This window comes from Nonomuraea sp. NPDC048916 (genome assembly GCF_040649575.1).
Taxonomy (GTDB): domain Bacteria; phylum Actinomycetota; class Actinomycetes; order Streptosporangiales; family Streptosporangiaceae; genus Nonomuraea.
This window is the reverse complement of record NZ_JBEZFS010000286.1, coordinates 1-382: the sequence shown is the minus strand read 5'-3', so window position 1 is coordinate 382 and position 382 is coordinate 1. Positions and strand designations below refer to the sequence as shown.

Annotated in this window: 1 protein-coding gene; it reads right to left on the bottom strand. The window is 73.0% G+C overall.

Annotated elements, in window-relative coordinates; genetic code table 11:
- Nucleotides 1-382 (bottom strand): aminotransferase class III-fold pyridoxal phosphate-dependent enzyme (locus AB0C16_RS40880; protein WP_357691600.1); only part of this gene is annotated, 382 nt, incomplete at both ends.

The following is a 382-nucleotide window of genomic DNA, read 5'->3' as shown; positions in this document are numbered from 1 at the left end:
CCGCGACCGCCGAAGGCCGCGGCGGGGAAGCCGCCGCCCATCACCTTGCCGAAGGTCATCAGGTCGGGGCGGACGCCGTCGACGCCGTACCAGCCGGCCTTCGACGTACGGAAGCCCGTCATGACCTCGTCGGAGATGTACAGGGCGCCGTTGGCCGCGCACAGCTCCTTGAGCCCGGCGTTGAAGCCGTCCGCGGGCGGGACGACGCCCATGTTGCCGGGCGAGGCCTCGGTGATGACGCAGGCGATCTCGCCCGGGTGGGCACGGAAGGCCTCGCGCACGGCATCGAGGTCGTTGTAGGGGAGGACGATGGTGTCGCCGGCCTGGGCGCCGGTGACGCCCGGGGTGTCGGGCAGCGCGAACGTCGCCAGTCCGCTGCCGG